Genomic DNA, 20,124 nt, shown 5'->3' with positions numbered 1-20,124 from the left:
CGCTATCGCATGACCTTATGTTCCCTGCGGAACCTTACGTTCCCTGCGGGGCGGGCGGAACGCCCATCGGACCGTCGCTCGGCTTGGCTCCGGTAACCGGCACGGCGGAAGTGGGGCCCTCCACGGGCTTCGCCGGTTCCCCGCGATCTCGCATGGGCGGCTCGCCCTTGAGCAGGTTCTGGATTTCATCGCCCGACAGCGTCTCGTATTCGAGGAGACCCTTGGCGATGGTGTGCAGCTCGTCGATGTGATCGACAAGGATCTGCTTCGCGGTGTCGTAACCTTCGTCGACGATGCGGCGCACTTCAGAGTCGATGACGCGCTGTGTCTCTTCCGACATGTTCTGGGTCCGCGCAACGGAATGGCCGAGGAATACTTCCTCCTCGTTCTCGCCATAGGCGAGCGGCCCGAGCTTGTCGCTCATGCCCCAGCGCGTGACCATGGCCTTCGCCATCTTCGTCGCCATCGCGATATCGGAGGACGCACCCGATGTGACCTTGTCGTGGCCAAAGATGATTTCTTCCGCGAGGCGTCCGCCCATGGCAACCGCGAGGTCGGCCTGGAGCTTGGCGCGCGTCACCGAAATCTGGTCGCGTTCCGGCAGACGCATCACCATGCCGAGCGCACGTCCGCGCGGAATGATCGTCGCCTTGTGGATCGGATCGGAAGCCGGCATGTGCAGCGCCACCAGCGCGTGCCCGCCTTCGTGATAAGCGGTCAGCTTCTTCTCTTCTTCCGTCATGACCATGGAGCGGCGTTCCGCGCCCATCATCACCTTGTCCTTCGCATCCTCGAACTCCGCCATGGTGACGAGGCGTTTGCCGCGGCGCGCGGCCATGAGCGCGGCCTCGTTGACGAGGTTCGCAAGATCGGCGCCCGAGAAGCCCGGCGTGCCGCGCGCGATCGTGCGCGGCTCGACATCCGGCGCGAGCGGCACCTTCTTCATGTGGACTTTCAGGATCTTCTCGCGGCCCACGACATCCGGGTTTGGCACCACGACCTGACGGTCGAAGCGGCCCGGGCGCAGCAGCGCGGGATCGAGCACGTCCGGCCGGTTCGTCGCCGCAATGAGGATAATGCCCTCGTTCGGCTCGAAACCGTCCATCTCGACGAGCAACTGGTTCAGCGTCTGCTCGCGTTCGTCATTGCCGCCGCCGAGACCGGCGCCGCGATGACGGCCGACCGCATCGATTTCGTCGATGAAGATGATGCAGGGCGCGTTCTTCTTTGCCTGCTCGAACATGTCGCGCACGCGGGATGCGCCGACGCCGACGAACATCTCGACGAAGTCGGAACCGGAAATCGTGAAGAAGGGCACGTTCGCCTCGCCCGCGATGGCGCGCGCGAGCAGCGTCTTGCCCGTGCCGGGAGGACCGACAAGCAGCACGCCCTTCGGGATGCGGCCGCCAAGCCGCTGGAACTTCGCCGGATCGCGCAGGAAGTCGACGATCTCGGTGAGATCGTCTTTCGCTTCATCGATACCCGCGACGTCGTCGAACATCACGCGGCCATGACGCTCGGTGAGCAACTTTGCCTTGGACTTGCCGAAGCCCATGGCCTTGCCGCCACCGCCCTGCATCTGGCGCATGAAGAAAATCCACACCGCGATGAGCAGCAGCATCGGGAACCAGGAGACGAGAATGCCGAGCAGCGAAGGCACGTTGTCTTCGTTCGGCTTCGCGGTAATCGCCACGCCCTTGTTGTAGAGGCGATCGACCAGCGAGGGGTCCTGCGGCGCGTAGGTGGAGAACTTGCGTCCGTCCGAATAGGTCCCGGAAATCTTGTCGCCCTGGATGGTGACCTCGCTCACATTGCCGGAATCGACATCCGACAGGAGGCGCGAGAAGGTGATCTCCGTGCCCCCTCCGCTCTGGGGCGAGGGGCTCTGGAAGAGATTGAACAACGCCACCAGAAGCAGCGCACCCAACACCCAGACGGCGAAATTCTTGAAATTGGACAAGGGCTTTTACCTTTTTACCTGACGACAGGCGCTGATTTGCAGGGGACGTGCCAAACCGCCTCCCGCTTCTCGAGTGTTTCTAATCTAAGAGAAGATAGTGACCATAGAAAGGTTTACCAAGTGCCAGCGCCGGTGCGATTGCCGGTCTTTCAGGCTTTTTCCGCCTCTTTTGCGGGATCCGGCCAGGACATGCGGCGGAGCGCCACATGCACCTGCACACCATGCCGGAGTGTACCCAAATGGGGCGCGGCGACGAGCCTGCCTTCGTCCCATAATCCGGGCAGAGCCTGCAGCAGGGCACTTGGCACCTCGGGGAGGCCTGTTTCCGCCGCACGCAGCGCAGCAAGGCCCTCGGAACCGAGCGCCCGCACCTCGAACCGCCGCCCGCGCGGCGCTTTGTCGAGCCGGAGGCGGAACCGCCCGTCCCACACCCCTTCCTCCCCCTGCCTCAGCAAGAGCGGCGCGGCGGCCTGTGCCGCGGCCACTTCCCGCGAGACGAGGAGAATGCCGCCCTTCAACGCGAGCTTCACCCCCCCAAGCGTCCGCCCGCGCCCGAGCGAATCCTCGCTGATCGCCGCATAGACGGCTTCGAGCGCAGCGAGGCGCGGCGCATACTGGCCGCCGCCCACGGCGCGGATGAGCGCGGCAAGGGCGCGAAGACCGATTTCGGCAGGCGCTCCGACAAGAGCCTCGGCCTTCATTTCCACGAAACCCAGAGGTGAATGGCTTGTATGCCCGGCAAGAAGCCGCGCTGTCTCCGTTTCGAGCGCTTCCCTCGCCCGCCCCATCTGCGCTGCCGTGCGGGCAAGGCGAGCCGCATCGAGCCCAAGCGGCGCGAGGAGCGAAAGCGCCTTCCGCGCCTTCACCCTGTCGAAGCGTTCGTTCTCGTTGCTCGGATCCTGAATCGGCGTGAGACGCGCTTTCGCAACCGTCGCCAGCAGCCTCTCCCTCGGCAGGTCGAGAAGCGGGCGCAGCAGGCGCACCGCCATGCCGTCTTCCGAGAGCGGGCGCGATGCAGGCATGGCGGAGAGACCGTCAATGCCACTGCCACGTGAGAGCCGCAGGAGAAAAGTCTCCGCCTGGTCTTCCAGATGATGCGCGACAAGAAGATCGCTCGCGCCCACATTGCGGCAGGCCTCAAGCAGCAGACCGTATCGCGCCTCGCGCGCGGCGGCCTGAATGCCTGTGGCAGGCTTCTCGCCCTTCCACTTCAGGATGCGGTGGGGCACGCCGAGTGCCGCCGACAGGCGTGCCGCTTCCTTCGCCTCGCCGGCCGAGGCGGCACGAAGTCCATGATCGACGGTGAAGGCATGGAGCGCGGTGTTCTTCCGCCTGGCCGCCCACTGCGCGGCAAGAACGAGAAGCGCCAATGAATCCGGTCCGCCCGAAAAGGCGACCGCGACCGACCGGCCCGGATGGAGAGACGAAAGGCGCGCGGCAAACTCTTTGGCGGAAACGGGAGACGGAGATCGCGCGGTATCGTCCTGCGCGTTCATGTTGTCCCCCATGTCAAAGGATCAGCAGCCGGCCTTCTGCCGCTCGAGCTTCGCGCGCGCAACCACGGACGGCGACGCCTGCGGAAACTTCGAACCAAGTTCGCCCCAGACCGTGCAGGCTGCATCCTTGTTGTCGAGCGCGGCGAGGCTCATGCCGAGTTTCAGAAGACTGTCCGGCGCCTTGCTGCTCGACGCATAGGTCGTATAGCCCGTCAGAAAGGCATCACCCGCGCGCTTGTAGTCGTTCTGCGCGTAGTAGGTTTCGCCGAGCCAGTATTGCGCATTGCCCGCCAGGGCGTTCTTCGGATGGACCTGCAGGAATTCCTGAAAAGCGGCGCGCGCCTTGTCGTACTGGCCACGCTTCATCAGGTCGATCGCGAATTCGTACTGCGTCTCGGGGGTGCCGTTCGGCAGCACGGAAGGCACGGAACCGGCCGGAGCACCAGACGCTTCGCCAGCGGCAGGTGCGGCCGCGGCAGATGAGCCCGTGGCAACTGACGATTGTGCGCCGGCCCCGTCGCCCGAACCGGCGGCTGAAGAGCCGCCAGCCGCGTCCCGGAAGCGAAGATCGACATCCTGCTGGAAGGCTTCGAGATTTTGCCGAAGCGTCTCGGTGCGGTGGTTCGCCTCTTCGAGGCGGCCGTTAAGCGTGCGGACCTGCTCTTCCAGTTCGACCACGCGCGCCTGGAGGTCGGCGGTGCTGGCACCGCTATCCATGACGACCGGCGCGCCGGAGGAACCGCCGCCGCTATAGGTCTGGCGCTGAAGATCGGAAATTTCGCGTTCGATCCGGTCGAGACGGTTCGCGACCGCGCGCGGGTCCATGTCGCCGGATTGGGCGAGCGCAGTTCCCGCGACAATCAAAGGAACGCCAACAAGCGCCACAGCGGCAACGCAGGCAAAGACAGATTTCATGGGTCGACGATCGGGCCGCAATCGAACCTCCCGTTCGGATGTCAAATCAGGACGCTATCTTAAAGTCAAACACGACCAAATTGCGGCATCGAACACGCCGCAATCGGATGAAAAAAGCGCCCTCCCGCAAAGCGGAAGAGCGCTTTCATTCTTTCTTTTCGCGAATCCGGATTCGTTCGAACCCGGTTAGCTCGCGGCGCCGGAGGCGATGACCGTCACGGCGCGACGGTTCTGGGCCCAGCAGTTCTCGTTGGACTCGAGGCAGACCGGGCGCTCCTTACCGTAGGACACGGTATTGAGACGGCCGCCATTGACACCGAGGCTCACGAGATAATCCTTCGCGGCGTTGGCACGACGGCCACCGAGCGCAAGGTTGTATTCGCGCGTGCCGCGCTCGTCGGCATGACCTTCGAGCGTGAAGGTCAGGTTCGGATAGAGCTCCATCCACGCAGCCTGGCGCTGCAGGGTTGCGCGAGCTTCATCGCTGAGCGACGACTTGTCGGTATCGAAGAAAACGCGGTCGCCAACATTGGCCACCAGGTCTTCCTGCGAGCCCGGCGCGATCTGGCCGGACGTCGAAGAGGAGGAACCGCCAGCCGCATCGTCAGTCGAGGAGCAAGCGGCGAGCATCAGGAAAGCAGCAGCCACGGCAGCAAACCGCAGGCCAGCATTCGGGGACTTCATTCGGGTGATCTCCTTTTGATCTCAGCGGCCATGGCGCCTCAGCGCTCAATTGATTAGACAGTCTCGCACGAGCAGCCCCCGCAGTAAAATCAGGCCAAAACCCAACTTACCCGGAGGCAGTGCTGTATTTAGAGAACCTATTCGGACCGGCATCGTTCCGAACCGAAGCTTACGTCGCCCGCAATTGGCCGACGCTGGGGTTGCTGTACCGCAACACGATACTAGCCAGCAACCGAGTATCAGGCAAGATGCAACAAATATCATGCGACTTTTCAGTCAAGGTTGAGTGACATTTTTACATCATTCATCCAGGCAGTCGCCCTCCAGACCCATGCCCAATACCTGCTGTCCTACTGGATGCGGGGAGACCAGGCCGGGTCGGAGGCCATGGTCGCGGCCGGTACCGGGCGCTCGTTGTAGCCGGTGACGTCAACCGACCAGAGACCGGGGCCGCCCTGCGCACCGCGCGTCTCGCGGAAGAACATCAGCACACGTCCGTTCGGCGCCCATGTCGGCCCTTCATTGTGATAGCCCTCTGTCAGCACCCGCTCGCCGGTGCCATCGGGCCGCATTACGCCGATGACGAAGCGGCCGCCCGTCATCTTGGTGAAGGCAATCAGATCGCCGCGCGGCGACCAGACCGGCGTCGCATAGCTGCCCTGACCGAAGCTGATGCGCCGCTGGTTCGAGCCATCCGTGTTCATGACATAGATCTGCTGCGAGCCGCCACGATCCGATTCGAAAGTGATCTGGCGTCCATCCGGCGAATAGCTCGGCGCCGTGTCGATCGCGGCCGTATTGGTGAGGCGCGTCACCTGGCGGCTGCGAAGGTCCATCGTGTAGATGTCCGAGTTGCCGCCGCGCTGGAGGCTCATGATGATCTTCTGGCCGTCCGGCGAGAAGCGCGGCGCGAAGGTCATGCCCGGAAACTCGCCGACCACTTCCTGCTGTCCGGTCTCGATGTCGAGCACATAGACGCGCGGGCGATTGTTGCGGTAAGCGAGATAGGTGATCTCCTGCGAGTTCGGGCTGAAGCGGGGCGTCAGCACGAGGTCGCTGCCATTCGTCAGCATGCGCGGATTGTGGCCGTCCTGGTCCATGATCGCGAGGCGCTTCACGCGCGCATTCTTCGGACCCGTTTCGGACACATAGACGACGCGCGTGTCGAAGTAGCCTTCCTCACCGGTCAGCCGCTTGTAGATCGCATCGGAAATGAGATGCGCGACGCGGCGCCAGTTGTCCGGCGTCGTGAAGAATTGAAGCCCCGTCATCTGCTGTTCGCCAAGCACGTCCCACAGGCGGAACTCGACGCGAAGCCTGCCGTCGGATTCGAGCCGCGTCTGCCCCGTCACGAGCGCCTGCGAGCTGATAACGCGCCAGTCACCGAAGCGCGGCTGCACGTTGATGTCCGAAATCTTCTCGATGAAGGATGCCTTCGGCAGCGGACGAAAAAGCCCAGAGCGTTCGAGATTGTTGGTGATGACGGAGGATATATCGGCACCAACCTTCGCCTCCTGCCCCTCGCCGCCGACAAAGTCGGTGATCGCGATGGGCAGCGGATCGACGGTGCCCCGGTTGATATCGATCTCCACCGCATGCGCCGGCAGAAACGAAAGCAGGGCGACACAGAAAACAGCCACCGCCCCGGCCGCTCGTCTCGACAGCCTCACCATGGCGTTGCTCTGCACGTTGTACGTTTCCGACATCATGGTCTCTCCTGCCTAAAGGCCTGACACCCGCTCAAGGTAAATCCGGATACCCTTTTTATGTGTCTATTGCGTGGCAAAATCCGTTAACTGAACAACCTGCGCGATCACATCATTCCTCCCAGATCGAAGTTGAATGTGTTGTCGCGCCAGCTCGTGTACTTGTCCGCCGGCAAAAAATCGTAGGGCGCGCAGCTCTGAACGGCCTGAATCGCCCGTTCCGCCAGGAGGCGCGACAGGGAACCGCCGCTGCTCCGCACGATCGTCGGACGCCCCGCCAGCGACCCATCCGGGTTGAGCCCGAAACGGACCGTGGCTCGCAACTTCTCGGCATCCGCTGTGCCGGTCAAACCACTGACATTCCAGCATCGCTCCACGCGCTGCCGAAGCGCATCCGTCTCGCTCATGGTCAGCGCCGCCGCAGGATCGTCCGTCGCAGGCGCCTCGAAATCCTCCGTCGACTCAAGCGGTGTGGACTTCGGCGCCTTGTCGGGCGCCTTGTCGAGCAGCGCCGCGATATTGCTCGGATCGAATTTCTTCTCCGGCTCCTTCTTCGGCGGAGTCGGCTTTTTGTCTTCCTTCTTCTCGACCGGCTTCGGCTTCTCTTCTTTCTTCTCCGGAATGACCTCGGCCTTTTCCTCCGGGGGCGGAGGGGGCGTCGGCTTCGGTTCCGGCTTCGGCTCGGCCTTCACCTTCACCTGCTCTTCCGGTTTCGGCGGTTCGGGCTTCTCGACGGGCTTCGGCTTATCGACCTTCTTCGTGCTCTTCAGGTTCGTCACCTGATCGATCGTCACGAGCTCGACTGGCAAGGCGCGCGTCGGCACCGAGGGAAGTTCCTCGGGCGACGGGAACGCCACAAGCGCAAGCGCCACGATCACTACATGCGCCGCGGCGGAAATGAGAACCGGGTTACGCATTCTCGCCGCTTACTTTGTCCCCGGCTTCTTTGCCGGCGACGTATCCGTCTCCGTCACGAGACCGACCTTCGAAAAGCCTGCGGCGCTGAGCCGGCCCATCACGTCCATCACCGCGCCGTAATTGATCGAGTTGTCCGCGCGCACGAAAATGCGCTGCTCGTATCCGTTTTCCGCAATCGCGGTAAGTTGCGGGATAAGCGCGTCCGGTTCGGTCAGCGTTTCCTGCACATAGATCTCGCCCTTGCCGTTGATCGTGATGGTCAGCGGCTCGGTATCGCCGGAAAGCGGTGCCGCCTGCGTCTTCGGCAGATCGACCGGCACACCGACGGTGAGAAGCGGTGCGGCAACCATAAAGACGATGAGCAGCACCAGCATCACGTCGACGACCGGCGTCACGTTGATCTCCGCCATGGGCTGGCGCGTAAAACGCCCGCGACCCGATCCCTTCTTGCCGACCGACATCGCCATGGTTCAGCCTCGCTCGTCGAGCTGGCGCGACAGGATCGCGGAGAACTCATCGGCGAAGCTCTCCATCCGCGCGCCGATGCGCGACGTCTGGTTGGAGAAGCGGTTATAGGCGACGACCGCCGGGATGGCGGCGACGAGGCCAAGCGCGGTCGCAAAGAGCGCTTCGGCAATACCCGGCGCCACGACCGCAAGGTTCGTGTCGCGGCTGATCGCAATCGACTGGAACGAATTCATGATGCCCCAGACCGTGCCGAACAGGCCGACGAAGGGCGCGACGGAACCGACTGTCGCGAGGAAAAGAAGACGGCTCTCGAGTGCCATCATCTCGCGGCTGATGGTCACCTGCATGACCTTGTCGACGCGCTCCTTGAGCCCGACGAAGGAACTCGTCACGACGTCTTGCGAGCGGCGCCATTCGCGCATGGCAGCGATGAAGAGGGCGGAAAGCGGATGCTGCGGGCGGTGCCCCATTTCCTGGTAAAGGTCGTCCAGCGAGCGGCCGGACCAGAAGATGCGCTCGAACTGATCCGCGCGCCGTTCGACGCGTGCAAAGCGCCACCACTTGTCGAAAATGATCGCCCAGGACCAGACGGAGGCGAAGAAAAGCCCCATCATCACGAGCTTGACGACGACGTCAGCGCGCATGAACAGGCCCCAGATGGAAAAGTCCAGTGGGACTGCATCGACGGCTGTAGCTTGAGTAATCACCTGACTGGTGGTGACGGGATCCATTCGGTGCCTCTCCGTGCTCTCGGGCTCATTGCAGGGAGCGGCACATGACAGACGCAGCTCGCGCAGTCGGGCTGTGCCCGTTGCGCCCCGCTTATGTATGTGTGCCCCCAAATTGCGGCTGAAGTTAGTCTTTCAATTATGTCATTACCGTGGCGTCTGGCGGGATTCGAGTCGTGTACTCAAGAGGTTAGCGGACGAATGTTGCGGCCCGGTCACAGCGCGGCGGTCCGCAACGCCTCAGCCTCCCGGTCCGGCGACATAGGGCGCGAGCGCATCCCTCACCGCCGCCGGAAGCCGGCGCGGACGGCCCTGACCGTCGATGACCGCTGCAAAGACCTTCGCCCGCCAGAGTTCGTCCGTGGACGTCCCCGTCGGGTCGAGACGCCAGATCGATTGCTCTGCCTCGATCCGCGCGCCGCTCGCCCGGACATAGACGGTATGGACCTCAAGCCGGTCGTCGATCCGGGCAGGCTGAAGGAAATCCATTTCCATCCGGTGAATGGCGAAGGCCACGGGGTCCTCCGTATCGAAGAGATCCGTATGGTGAACGCCCGCGAGCCGCAGGAAATCGGAGCGGCCCCGCTCGGCGAAGCGCAGATAATTCGCGTGATAGACGATGCCGGAAAAATCCGTGTCCTCATAATAGACGCGGATGGGCAGCTTGTGCGTCCGGCCCTCGATCCGGCCGGAAAGGTCTGGCCACTCGCTCATGCCTCGTCTTCTTCCTCTCCGCCGAAAAGCGTGGACTGGTTTGCCGCCGCGGCGGCAGGCGGCGACACGCCGATATGGGCAAAGGCCGCAGCGGTGAGAACGCGGCCCCGAGGCGTCCGGTTCACCAGCCCCTGCTGGATCAGATAGGGCTCGATGATCTCCTCGATCGCATCGCGTGGTTCGGAAAGCGACGCGGCGATGGTCTCGACGCCGACCGGCCCTCCGGAAAAGCTGACGGCGATGCAGCGCAGATAACGATGATCGAGCGCATCGAGCCCGAGTTCGTCGACCTCAAGCCGCTGCAGAGCCTTGTCGGCCGCCTTCGCATCGATGGACCCCACGCCTTCCACGGCGGCAAAATCCCGCACGCGGCGAAGCAGCCGTCCGGCAACACGCGGCGTTCCGCGAGCGCGGCGCGCGATCTCGTGCGCCCCATCCGCCGTCATCGAGATGCCGAGCACGCGGGCGCCGCGCCGCACGATGCTCTCGAGTTCGCCGATCTCGTAGAAATTGAGCCGCACCGGAATGCCGAACCGGTCGCGAAGCGGCGTTGTGAGAAGCCCCGTGCGCGTCGTCGCGCCCACAAGCGTGAAAGGCGCAAGCTCGATGCGCACGGAACGAGCACCCGGGCCTTCACCGATGATGAGGTCGAGCTGGAAGTCTTCCATCGCCGGATAGAGGATTTCCTCGACTGCCGGCGAGAGACGATGGATTTCGTCGATGAAGAGCACATCGCGCGGCTCGAGATTGGTGAGCAGGGCAGCAAGGTCGCCCGCCTTTGAAATCACAGGCCCCGACGTCGAACGGAAATTCACGCCGAGCTCGCGCGCCACAATCTGCGCGAGCGTCGTTTTGCCGAGACCGGGCGGGCCGGCGAAGAGCACATGGTCGAGCGCCTCGCCGCGCTGGCGGGCCGCCTCGATGAAAACGGCAAGATTTTCACGCGCCCGTGCCTGGCCGGTAAAATCGGAAAGAAGCTGCGGCCGAAGCGTGCGCTCCAGCTCGTCTTCCTCGCGCTTTGCGGCACCGATCAGCCTGTCCGTCATCGCGCAAGCTCCTTGAGGCCCTGCCGGATGAGCTGCTCGGCTGTTGCCGCCTCATCGAGTCCCTTCGCCGCCGCCGCAACCGCCCCCGCGGCTTGCGCCTGCGGATAACCGAGATTGACGAGCGCGGAGACCGCATCGCGCATCGGCGCTGCCGACGGCACGGGCGTCCCGTTGACCGGCGTCTCCAGCATGGCGGCAAGCGAGGCGCCTTCCGGCGCCTTGTCCTTTAATTCGGCAGCGATGCGAGCAGCGACCTTGGCGCCGACACCCGGCGCCGCGGAAATCGCCTTCCTGTCGTCGAGCGCAATGGCGCGGGCAAGATCGGCGGGCGCGAGTGTGCCGAGCACGCCAAGCGCCACGCGCGTACCGACCCCCTGCACACCCAGCAGCAGGCGGAACCAGTCGCGCTCGGCATCGCTCTCGAAACCTATGAGGCGGATCGCCTCGTCGCTCACCTTCGTCTCGATGGAAAGCGTGACCGCACCGCCGGAAGCAGGGAGGTTCTGCAAGGTTCGGCGCGAGCACGTGACGTGATAGCCGACACCGCCGACATCGATGACGACCCAGTCCTCGCCCGAAGAATCGACAATGCCTTTGAGCTTCCCGATCATCGGCCCGCTCCGGCGCGCGCAACCGCCGCCGCAAGCCTTTCATTCGCAGCCCCAGAATGCGCATGGGCGATGGCGATGGCGAGCGCGTCGGCCGCGTGTTCGGTGGCGGCTTTCGAGCCCGGCAGCAGCATTTCGACCATGAGCCTTATCTGCGCCTTGTCGGCATGGCCCGCACCGACGACGGATTTCTTCACGTGATTGGGAGCATATTCTGCAACGGCGAGGCCCGCCCGAGCGGCAACGAGGAGTGCAATGGCGCGTGCCTGCCCAAGCTTCAGCGCCGCCGACGCATCGCGCGCGACGAAAGCCTGTTCGACAGCGGCGGCATCCGGCAAGTGTTCGGCGACGACACGCACAAGCCCCGCCTCGATCTCGACCAGACGCTCGGCAATGCTCAACCGCGCATTGGACGAAATCGTGCCATTCGCAATATGGATGAGTTTCGCCCCCTGCACGCCGATCACGCCCCATCCCGTTGCTGTGAGGCCGGGATCGATGCCGAGATATCTGAACGATGCCGGCATGAGCGGGAAGTCCTTGTGCCCGGCCCCGCCCTGAACAAGGCCGAAACCGCCCGGTTTATGCCCGCGCCGCCGGGAGAGCGATATCCGCGCCAGCCCGTCAGGCGGACATCTTCTCCAGGACCGAATCGGACATTTCGAAGTTCGCATAAACCTGCTGCACATCGTCATTGTCGTCCAGCGCTTCGAGCATCTTGAAGACGGTCTCCGCCTTCTCGTCGTCGAGAGCGATGGTGTTCTGCGGCTTCCAGACGATTCGCGCCGCGCGCGGTTCGCCAAACTTCGTCTCAAGAGCCGAGGCAACCTCATGCAGTGCATCCGGCGCGCAATAGAGTTCATGCGCTTCCGCACCCGACTGGCAGTCGTCGGCGCCGGCATCGATCGCCGCTTCGAGCATATCGTCGGCGCTCGCCACATCGGCGGGGTATTCGATCAGGCCGAGCCGGTCGAACATGAACGAAACCGAGCCCGTCTCGCCCAGATTGCCGCCATTCTTTGAGAAGATGGAGCGGACTTCGCCGGCCGTCCGGTTGCGGTTGTCGGTCAGCGTTTCGACGAGAACGCCGATGCCGCCGGGGCCGAAGCCCTCGTACCGCACTTCTTCGTAGTTTTCGCCGCCCTGATCGGTGCTCTTCTTGATCGCGCGCTCGATATTGTCTTTCGGCATGTTTTCCACGCGCGCCGCCTGGATAGCGGCCCGCAGGCGTGGATTATATTCGGGGTCGGGCAAGCCCATTTTCGCCGCCACGGTGATTTCCTTGGCGAGCTTGGCGAAAAGCTTGGCGCGCTTCTTATCCTGCGCGCCCTTGCGATACATGATGTTCTTGAATTGTGAGTGGCCGGCCATTCCGCCTCCGAAAGCCTTTCGAATAGCTCTTGAAATTTGCGCCTTTATAGAAGGCGCCCCGAGCAAAATCCATAGCGCAGGGCACACAACCAAATACACGCATAACGTGTTTTTAACTTTTTTATGCTCGTTTAACGTGCATTTAACATTTGCCCGGCCAGACTTCCCCTGTCGCCGGACGGGATGGTTTGCCCAGCTTTCTCTAGAAGACGGCGGCACTTGCAGAAGACCGGCTCGCGGCCCCCGCCCAGCCCGAGCCGGAAAAGCCAACGCAATCCACGCGAAGGCACACCGCCCCGCCCTCCTGTCCGCCTCACCCACCTCGGCCGGCAAGGAAGACGGGGCGGTTCTGCTTTCCGCTCTATTTGTGGAGTTCCGTCGGCCAGGCATAGGCATGCGAAAGCGCGCCGCCCGCCATCACGTCCTCTATGTAACGCGCGACGAGCCGCTCGCTGAAAAAGGCGTGGTAGCGCTCATGGCCATTGCGAGCGATCCGCCGACGTTCGCCATCGTTCTTCAGAAAATGGCGAAGCTTGTCCGCGAGTTCGTCCTGATCGCGGTAGAAGGCGAATTCCTCGTCCAAAAATATCTCGTCATATCCGGTCGACCGCGCGACGAAGACGAGCAATCCATTGCCCGCATATTGCGCGAGGCGGTCGGAGGAATAGAGAGGGTATCCCTCTTCACGGTTGAGATTGAGCCCCATCCGGGTGGAGGCGATGGCATCGTAATAGGCCATGCCCTGCAAGGCGGGCCGCTCATCAAGCCCGTAAAAGGCACATCGCGCTTCAGGCACGCGTGCCTCGATCTCGCGCAGGAATCGCCCACGAGACGTGGACGACGTCTCGGCACCGACCGCGCAAAGAAAGTCGAAAGGCTGGTCGCTACCTGCAAAGCATTGCAACGTATCGATCGAGGGATCGGCAGGGTTCGGGATGAAGGCAAGCGAATGCGTCGGCGTGACGAATTCGTCGAGGCGGCCGCCCGCCGTCGTGATGAAAGTCATATCCGCAACCTCTGCAAAGCGACGGATGCGCGCGACGTTCTCGGTCAGGAACAATGCGTCGATGTTAATCATGCAAACACGAAGCGACGGCAGCATTGAGCGCAATTCACGCACCGTATCGTTGGCGATCTTGTCTGCGTGAAAAAGAACGAGAAGCTCCGGGCGGAAGTTCGAACAGAGCTCGACGAGCCGCTCGTTCGCATGGGCATCGCCACCGCGACCGATGCCCCACTTATGCACTTCCCGCGCGACGTCGCGGTCGCTGAACGTCATCACCTGATGGCCGTTTCGAATGAAGCCGTTGGCAAGCTTGCGGACCGTTGCGTAGAAATTCGCGCCAGCACGCTTTTCGTTGAAATTGCCGACAAGCACGATCCGCATGGCGTCAGACCTCCGGCAGAACCTGGGTGAGACGGCCGCCGATCCGAACCGGCTCCACGCGGCGCGCAAGCCCGGAACCGTCCGTTTCCACGAACACGCCGCAAAGCGTCGCCGGCCCGAGCGCGGGCTGGAAACGTCCGCTCGGGATGCGCGTCAGGAAGCGGTTCAGCGGCTCATCCTTCTCCATGCCGATAACGGAGTTGTAGTCGCCGCACATGCCGGCATCCGTCTGATAGGCCGTGCCACCGGGCAGGATCTGCGCGTCGGCCGTCGGCACATGGCTATGCGTGCCGACCACGAGCGACACACGCCCATCGCAATAGTGGCCCATCGCCATCTTTTCCGATGTTGCCTCGGCATGCATGTCGACGATGATCGCGTCGGCGGCCTCGCCGAGCGGGCAGGCTGAAATCTGCCGGTCGATCGCCTCGAAGGGGCAGTCCAGCGCTTCCATGAAAACGCGGCCAAGCGCGTTCACGACGAGAACCCGCTCGCCCGAAGCTGCTTCCACGAGCGCCGCACCCCGGCCTGGCGTACCCGACGGATAGTTCGCCGGCCGCACGAGACGCGGCTCCCGCTCGATATGCACCAGCGCCTCGCGCTGGTCCCAGGAATGGTTGCCAAGCGTGATGACGTCGGCGCCTGCGTCGAAAATCTCGTCGCAGATCGCCCCGGTAATACCGAAACCGCCTGCCGCGTTCTCGCCATTCACTACGACGAAATCGAGCCCGAGTTCCCGCCGCAAGGCCGGGAGTTCCGCAACCAGCGCGTCGCGCCCGCTCCGCCCTACGATGTCGCCCATGAAGAGCAGTCTCATGCTTGTCCTCCGGCCGCAGGACCGAATGCCCTTGCGCCTTTTTCCGTCACGACCCAGTCGAGACGGGCATCGAAGTCCTCCTCCGGCAGGTCTTGGGCTTCCTGCGCCGAAAAGGCAACCCCGACGGCGATGACGCCGCGCCTCTCATTCCGGAGCCTTTCGAGCGTCCGGTCATAATATCCGCCACCATAGCCGAGCCGCCGTCCATGCGCGTCGAAGGCCAGAAGCGGCACCAGCACGACGTCGGGCCGCGCTTCTGGCGCGTCCGGACTCGGTTCGCGCGTCCCGTGATCGCCCGGCACCAGTTCGTCGCCCGGTCGCCAGACATTGAAGACGAGCGGCATGCCGCGCGTCGCGACGCGCGGCAACACGCATGGATGCCCGCGCCCTGAAAGCTGCAGAAGGAGTTCGGTGGGATCCGCCTCGCTGCCGATCGCCGCATATCCGGCTATGCAGCTTCCCTCCACAAGGGGAATGGAAATGAGGAAATTGGATGCAATGAGCGCCGGCGCGCTCGCCCTTAGCGCCGCATGGGCACTGTCTCGCCGTTGCCGCGCAGCTTCCCGCGCGCGCCGTTTAGCTTCGGCACTCATGCGAAACAGGATGGGGAAAGTGGGACCACCGCAACCGTCGGAATGTCGTTCCTCGGAGACCTACTAACGTAGGTGGGCGCCGTTTGAAGGAGGCCACGGCCTCCCTCAGGGACAGCTCCCTTGAGGAGCGTAAGGCCCCGAGAGTAATTATTCCTGACGAGAAGGGCAGTACCCGACCCCATTCTATCTGGGACGAAACGGTCCCCGGTCAAGGCAAATAAAGAAAAGGGGCGAGCGCAGAATGTCACGCCGCCTCGATCCGCTTGGCGAGATCCTCGATACGGCGCGCGGCATCGTCGAGCACATCGGCAAGCGAATCCTCAGCTTCGCGCGTGCGCTCGAGGGCCGAAGCGCGAGATCCGCTGAGATTCTCGATCTCCTGCTCCAGCATTTTCGTCTTCTGATAGGCCTCGGAAAGCTCGTCGGCGACCAAGAGGCCCGCCATAAGGAGAAGCCGGGCATCGCCGACCTGGCCGACCGCCTGGGCAAGGTCGGTCACGTGCTTGTTGATGTAGGAAGCGAGTTCGCGGACGTGATCCTCCTCGCCGTCGCCGCAGGCAACCGTGTAGGAGCGATCGTTGATCGAGACCTTGACCTGTCCCATGAAATTTCCTTTCCGGCCGGGTCTTTCAGCCTTCGGCGAGAACTTCCCTGATGCCTTCGATTGCGTCGGCAAGCGTTTCGGAGGCCCGCTCGTTGAGTTCGTTCAGCCGCCGCGCCTCGGCCTTGAGCTGGTCGAGTTCCTCGGCAAGCTCCGAGCGGTCCTCCTTCAGCGTATCCACCTCTTCCTGCAGCCGCCGGGCCGCCTGGGCCCGCTGTACCTGCCGGTTGATGGTCGCTTCCAGCCTGTCCAGCGCGCCTGAAAAGCGCTCCACAGACGAATCGAGTTTGCTCATGTCGTTCCCGGGCTGACCGTTCCGGCCGAAGCAGCCGGAACATCCAACGCCAAGATAGGCAGGCCTGTGAAATGAGGTCAACGCTGCCGGTAACCGGCCCCCGCAAAACGGCAATCCGATATGCGCTGAATCGCCGCTCAATCCGGCCATTCCGGCATTGACTCCCGGGGGGTCCGTGGTCATTGTGGCGCCGCTCTCGGGAGGGCCCCGGTAAGAGCCCCCGATACGAGCCCCCGATACGCGCAATGAGCGGCTCTCCCACGGCGCGGAGAATCCGCAATCTCCTGCCCGCTCAGCGCCCGTCTGGGCAATAGAGTGACACATGACGCCAACTGAAAAAACCGCCGTCGCCGAAAAAGCGAAATCATCCGGTGCCTCGCACGATGCGATGGCCAATGCGATCCGCGCCCTGGCGATGGATGCAGTGCAGCAGGCGAATTCCGGTCACCCCGGCATGCCGATGGGCACGGCGGACATGGCCACGGTGCTCTTTACCCGCTTTTTGAAGATCGACCCCCGGAAGCCCGGCTGGCCGGACCGGGACCGTTTCGTGCTGTCGGCCGGCCATGGCTCGATGCTGCTTTATGCCGTGAACTACCTGCTCGGCTACGAGGACATGACGATCGAGCAGATCAGGAACTTCCGCCAGCTTGGCTCGATCACGGCCGGACACCCCGAATATGGCCACGCCGAAGGCGTCGAAACGACCACGGGTCCGCTCGGTCAGGGCATCTCGACGGCTGTGGGCATGGCGCTTGCCGAACGTCTTCAGGCGGCCCGCTTCGGCAAGGAAATCGTCGATCACTATACATATGTGATTGCCTCCGACGGCGACCTCATGGAAGGCATCAGCCACGAGGCAATCAGCCTTGCCGGGCACCTGAAACTCTCCAAGCTCATCGTCCTCTACGACGACAACGAAATCACCATCGACGGCGCTCTGTCGCTCTCGGAATCCGGCGACGCGCTGAAACGTTTCGAGGCGGCGGGCTGGAATGCGAGCCGCATCGACGGCCACAACCCGGACGAGATCGCTGCAGCCATCGAAAAGGCGCAGAAGTCCGACAAGCCGACCCTCATCGCCTGCCGCACCGTGATCGGCTATGGCTCGCCGAACAAGCAGGGCAAATCGTCCTCGCACGGGTCGCCGCTTGGCACAGAGGAAATCGCACTCGCCCGCGAGACGCTGCACTGGAAGGCCGAGCCCTTCACGGTGCCGAGCGAGACGCTGGACGCCTGGCGCATCGCCGGCCTTCGTAACGTCAAGGCACGCAAGGCCTGGGAAGAAAAACTCGCTGCCCTCCCCGTTGAGACCCGTACGGAATTCGAGCGCCGCATTGCCGGCGACCTTCCCGCCGGTCTTGGCAAGGCGATCGAAGCCTTCAAGGAAAAACTCGTCGCCGACAAGCCGAAATGGGCGACCCGCAAATCCTCCGAAGAAGCGCTCAATGTCATCAACGCCGCACTGCCCGAAACCATCGGCGGATCGGCGGACCTGACCGGTTCCAACAATACCCGCTCCCGCGAGCAGAGGGCGGTGACGGCGGAGGATTTCTCCGGCTCGTTCATCCACTACGGCATCCGCGAACACGGCATGGCCGCCGCGATGAACGGCATTGCGCTTCACAAGGGACTTATCCCCTATTCCGGCACCTTCCTCGTGTTCACGGACTACTGCCGTCCGGCAATCCGTCTTTCCGCGCTGATGGGGCAGCGCGTCATCTATGTGATGACGCATGACTCGATCGGCCTTGGCGAAGACGGACCGACGCATCAGCCGGTCGAACATCTGGCGAGCCTCAGGGCCATGCCGAACGTCCATGTATTCCGCCCGGCGGACGCGGTCGAGACACTGGAATGCTGGCAGCTCGCACTCGAAGCGAAGAACACACCGTCGATCCTCGCTCTGTCGCGCCAGAACCTGCCCGCCGTTCGCACCGAGAACACGAACAAGAACCTCTGCGCTCGCGGTGCCTATGAACTTGTCCCCGCCTCCTCCAAGGCGCAGGTGTCGCTGCTTGCAACAGGCTCTGAAATCGAGATCGCGATTGCGGCTCAGCAGATGCTTGAGCGCGACGGTATACCCGCGCGCGTCGTATCCATGCCCTGCCTCGATCTTTTCGACCAGCAGTCGAAGGATTTCCAGGCCGATATGCTTGGCGAAGGCACGGTGAAGATCGCGATCGAAGCCGGCGTCCGTTTCGGCTGGGACCGCTATATCGGCGCGGATGGCGACTTTATCGGCATGACCGGCTTCGGCGCTTCCGGACCGGCGCCGGAACTTTACAAGCACTTCAACATTACCCCCGAGGCGGCAGTGGCCGCGGCAAAGGCACGCCTCGAGGAAAAGGCCTAACTTACGCTCAGGAGAACAAGCAAATGGCAGTGCGCGTTGCGATTAACGGATTCGGTCGGATCGGGCGCCTGGTGCTCCGCGCCATCGCGGAATCCGGCCGCAAGGATATTGAAGTTGTGGCGATCAACGACCTTGGATCGGTCGATGCCAATGCGCTCCTGCTGAAATACGACAGCGTCCACGGCCGCTTCCCCGGCAAGATCAAGACGACGAAGTCCTCAATGGACCTCGGCCGCGGGCCCATCAAGGTGCTCGCCGAGCGTGATCCCGCGAAGCTTCCCTGGAGCGACCTCGGCGTCGACATCGCGCTCGAATGCACAGGTCTCTTCACCGCGCGCGAAAAGGCCGCCGCGCACCTGACTGCGGGCGCGAAAAAGGTCCTGATCTCGGCTCCGGGCGAAGATTCGGACCTCACCGTCGTTTACGGCGTGAATCACAGCGCTTTGAAGAAGAGCCACAAGATCGTCTCGAACGCGTCCTGCACGACGAACTGCCTCGCGCCGGTCGCGCAGGTCCTGTACAAGGCCTGCGGCATCGAGCAGGGCTACATGACGACGATCCACGCCTATACGGGCGATCAGAACACCGTCGACACGCTGCACAAGGATCCTCGCCGCGCGCGCGCCGCGGGCGTCTCCATGATCCCGACCTCGACCGGCGCGGCGAAGGCCGTCGGTCTCGTGCTGCCGGAACTGAAGGGCAAGCTGGACGGCACCTCGATCCGTGTGCCCACCCCGAACGTCTCGGTCATCGATCTCGTCTTCACCGCGAAGAAGAAGACCACGGCCGAGGAAGTGAACGCCGCGATCATTGCCGCCTCGAAGGGCCCGCTCAAGGGCATCCTCGCGACGACCGACGAGCCCAATGTCTCGATCGACTTCAACCACAACCCCGCCTCCTCCACCTTCGACCTCACGCAGACGCAGGTGATCGAAGGCAAGCTCGTGCGCGTGCTTTCCTGGTACGACAATGAGTGGGGCTTCTCCAACCGCATGGGCGACACTGCAGTCGCCATGGGCAAGCTGCTCTGAGCCGGAGCCGCGAACATCAATGGCCGATCACAAGACGCTTGACGATCTCGCTGCCGCTGTCGGCTTGAAGGGCCTCAGGGTTCTTGTCCGGGCCGATCTCAACGTGCCCATGCAGGACGGCAAGGTGTCGGATGCGACGCGCATCGAGCGCGTCGCTCCCACCCTGAAGGAACTCGCGGGTAAGGGCGCGCGGGTCATCGTGCTGTCCCATTTCGGCCGCCCGAAAGGCAAGCCGGAAGAGAAATATTCCCTGAAGCCCGTGGCCGCCGTGCTGGGCGCCTATACGGGAACCGAAGTCGGTTTCGCCGGGGACTGTATCGGCGAAAAGGCCGCGAAGGCCTGCGACGCCATGGCCCCCGGCACCATCCTCGTTCTTGAGAACACCCGCTTCCATGAGGGCGAGGAAAACAACGATCCCGACTTTGCCAAG

General features: G+C 63.4%; 21 protein-coding genes and 1 other RNA gene. 3 read left to right on the top strand and 19 right to left on the bottom strand.

From position 1 onward, the window contains the following. Positions 1-34: 34 nt before the first annotated feature. The 19 genes from ftsH to ACKUUH_RS07355 all read right to left on the bottom strand — a co-directional run bounded on the left by ftsH (position 35) and on the right by ACKUUH_RS07355 (position 16,307). Positions 35-1,960, bottom strand: a complete 1,926-nt coding sequence (ftsH, locus tag ACKUUH_RS07445) for an ATP-dependent zinc metalloprotease FtsH (RefSeq protein ID WP_407949256.1) — start codon at positions 1,958-1,960, stop codon at positions 35-37. Between the two features lie 149 nt (positions 1,961-2,109). Further along, on the bottom strand, positions 2,110-3,456 hold the full coding sequence (gene tilS, locus ACKUUH_RS07440; protein WP_407949255.1) for a tRNA lysidine(34) synthetase TilS: 1,347 nt from the start codon (positions 3,454-3,456) through the stop codon (positions 2,110-2,112). Positions 3,457-3,477: 21 nt separating this feature from the next. Then, positions 3,478-4,371 (bottom strand): tol-pal system protein YbgF, encoded by an 894-nt coding sequence (gene ybgF / locus ACKUUH_RS07435; protein ID WP_407949254.1) that lies wholly within the window; start codon positions 4,369-4,371, stop codon positions 3,478-3,480. 186 nt (positions 4,372-4,557) lie between these two features. After that, positions 4,558-5,055 (bottom strand): peptidoglycan-associated lipoprotein Pal, encoded by a 498-nt coding sequence (gene pal / locus ACKUUH_RS07430; protein WP_407949253.1) that lies wholly within the window; start codon positions 5,053-5,055, stop codon positions 4,558-4,560. A gap of 350 nt (positions 5,056-5,405) precedes the next feature. Continuing rightward, positions 5,406-6,728, bottom strand: coding sequence for a Tol-Pal system beta propeller repeat protein TolB (gene tolB / locus ACKUUH_RS07425; protein WP_407949291.1), 1,323 nt, complete (start codon positions 6,726-6,728; stop codon positions 5,406-5,408). A 140-nt stretch (positions 6,729-6,868) separates the two neighbouring features. After that, positions 6,869-7,678: a hypothetical protein gene (locus ACKUUH_RS07420; protein ID WP_407949252.1), complete on the bottom strand. Its 810-nt coding sequence runs from the start codon at positions 7,676-7,678 to the stop codon at positions 6,869-6,871. 9 nt (positions 7,679-7,687) lie between these two features. Next, a complete protein-coding gene (gene tolR, locus ACKUUH_RS07415) occupies positions 7,688-8,146 on the bottom strand; it encodes a protein TolR (protein WP_407949251.1) in 459 nt (152 codons plus the stop codon). Between the two features lie 3 nt (positions 8,147-8,149). Continuing rightward, a complete protein-coding gene (gene tolQ, locus ACKUUH_RS07410) occupies positions 8,150-8,878 on the bottom strand; it encodes a protein TolQ (protein ID WP_407949250.1) in 729 nt (242 codons plus the stop codon). A 237-nt stretch (positions 8,879-9,115) separates the two neighbouring features. Next, entirely contained in the window at positions 9,116-9,589 is a 474-nt protein-coding gene (locus ACKUUH_RS07405) for a YbgC/FadM family acyl-CoA thioesterase (RefSeq protein WP_407949249.1), read from the bottom strand. Continuing rightward, positions 9,586-10,635 carry a Holliday junction branch migration DNA helicase RuvB gene (gene ruvB / locus ACKUUH_RS07400; RefSeq protein WP_407949248.1) on the bottom strand — a complete coding sequence of 350 codons (1,050 nt, stop codon included), beginning with the start codon at positions 10,633-10,635 and terminating at the stop codon, positions 9,586-9,588. The genes ACKUUH_RS07405 and ruvB overlap by 4 nt, the downstream gene beginning before the upstream one ends. Beyond that, positions 10,632-11,246, bottom strand: a complete 615-nt coding sequence (gene ruvA, locus ACKUUH_RS07395) for a Holliday junction branch migration protein RuvA (protein WP_407949247.1) — start codon at positions 11,244-11,246, stop codon at positions 10,632-10,634. Before ruvA ends, ruvB begins: the two co-directional genes overlap by 4 nt. Further along, positions 11,243-11,770 carry a crossover junction endodeoxyribonuclease RuvC gene (gene ruvC, locus ACKUUH_RS07390; RefSeq protein ID WP_407949246.1) on the bottom strand — a complete coding sequence of 176 codons (528 nt, stop codon included), beginning with the start codon at positions 11,768-11,770 and terminating at the stop codon, positions 11,243-11,245. The genes ruvA and ruvC overlap by 4 nt, the downstream gene beginning before the upstream one ends. Positions 11,771-11,867: 97 nt before the next feature. Then, positions 11,868-12,614, bottom strand: a complete 747-nt coding sequence (locus ACKUUH_RS07385; RefSeq protein ID WP_407949245.1) for a YebC/PmpR family DNA-binding transcriptional regulator — start codon at positions 12,612-12,614, stop codon at positions 11,868-11,870. Positions 12,615-12,975: 361 nt separating this feature from the next. Continuing rightward, a complete protein-coding gene (locus ACKUUH_RS07380) occupies positions 12,976-14,001 on the bottom strand; it encodes a glycosyltransferase (protein WP_407949244.1) in 1,026 nt (341 codons plus the stop codon). Between the two features lie 4 nt (positions 14,002-14,005). Then, a complete protein-coding gene (locus ACKUUH_RS07375; protein ID WP_407949243.1) occupies positions 14,006-14,818 on the bottom strand; it encodes a YmdB family metallophosphoesterase in 813 nt (270 codons plus the stop codon). Beyond that, on the bottom strand, positions 14,815-15,411 hold the full coding sequence (locus ACKUUH_RS07370; RefSeq protein WP_407949242.1) for a 5-formyltetrahydrofolate cyclo-ligase: 597 nt from the start codon (positions 15,409-15,411) through the stop codon (positions 14,815-14,817). The genes ACKUUH_RS07375 and ACKUUH_RS07370 overlap by 4 nt, the downstream gene beginning before the upstream one ends. An 18-nt stretch (positions 15,412-15,429) precedes the next feature. Next, positions 15,430-15,586, bottom strand: a non-coding RNA gene (ssrS, locus tag ACKUUH_RS07365) — 6S RNA. Positions 15,587-15,655: 69 nt separating this feature from the next. Then, positions 15,656-16,015: a cell division protein ZapA gene (locus ACKUUH_RS07360; protein ID WP_407949241.1), complete on the bottom strand. Its 360-nt coding sequence runs from the start codon at positions 16,013-16,015 to the stop codon at positions 15,656-15,658. Between the two features lie 25 nt (positions 16,016-16,040). Further along, positions 16,041-16,307, bottom strand: coding sequence for a DUF4164 family protein (locus ACKUUH_RS07355; protein ID WP_407949240.1), 267 nt, complete (start codon positions 16,305-16,307; stop codon positions 16,041-16,043). 322 nt (positions 16,308-16,629) lie between these two features. Here ACKUUH_RS07355 and tkt point away from each other — a divergent pair, with 322 nt between their 5' ends. The 3 genes from tkt to pgk form a co-directional block, all read left to right on the top strand. Continuing rightward, entirely contained in the window at positions 16,630-18,663 is a 2,034-nt protein-coding gene (gene tkt / locus ACKUUH_RS07350; RefSeq protein ID WP_407949239.1) for a transketolase, read from the top strand. Positions 18,664-18,686: 23 nt separating this feature from the next. Next, positions 18,687-19,694, top strand: a complete 1,008-nt coding sequence (gene gap / locus ACKUUH_RS07345) for a type I glyceraldehyde-3-phosphate dehydrogenase (protein WP_407949238.1) — start codon at positions 18,687-18,689, stop codon at positions 19,692-19,694. 19 nt (positions 19,695-19,713) lie between these two features. Further along, the coding region (gene pgk / locus ACKUUH_RS07340; RefSeq protein WP_407949237.1) for a phosphoglycerate kinase at positions 19,714-20,124 on the top strand (411 nt) is incomplete at its 3' end.

It is taken from the genome of Parvibaculum sp. (assembly GCF_045863935.1).
GTDB lineage: Bacteria > Pseudomonadota > Alphaproteobacteria > Parvibaculales > Parvibaculaceae > Parvibaculum.
The sequence above is the reverse complement of the archived record's forward strand: the minus strand, read 5'-3'. Positions and strand labels throughout refer to the sequence as shown.